Raw genomic sequence first — 255 nt, 5'->3', positions numbered from 1 at the left:
TGTAGGCTTTATCTAAATTCATTTGTTCATTTGCTAGTGCTAAACTATCAACTTCTTTTAGGAACTCATATTCCTTTTTGTACTGTGCAGGTGTAGGATATTTTATTTTCTTAATATCTAAGTCCTTGTTTTCCTCATATGCTTTAATCCTATCGGATAACATAAGATTATATATAAGTCTGCTACATCCAAAAGTTTTAGCAAAATATTCTTTTTGTTCGCTATTTGGATATAATCTATATTTATATGCTCTTA

Annotated in this window: 1 protein-coding gene; it reads right to left on the bottom strand. The window is 28.2% G+C overall.

The annotated features are described in order from the left end of the window. Positions 1-255 (bottom strand): helix-turn-helix domain-containing protein (locus tag KGF48_RS20115; RefSeq protein ID WP_227868514.1); only part of this gene is annotated, 255 nt, incomplete at both ends.

Origin of the sequence: Clostridioides sp. ZZV15-6388 (assembly GCF_020657755.1) — a bacterium.
GTDB lineage: Bacteria > Bacillota > Clostridia > Peptostreptococcales > Peptostreptococcaceae > Clostridioides.
This window is presented reverse-complemented; position numbering and strand designations above follow the sequence as displayed.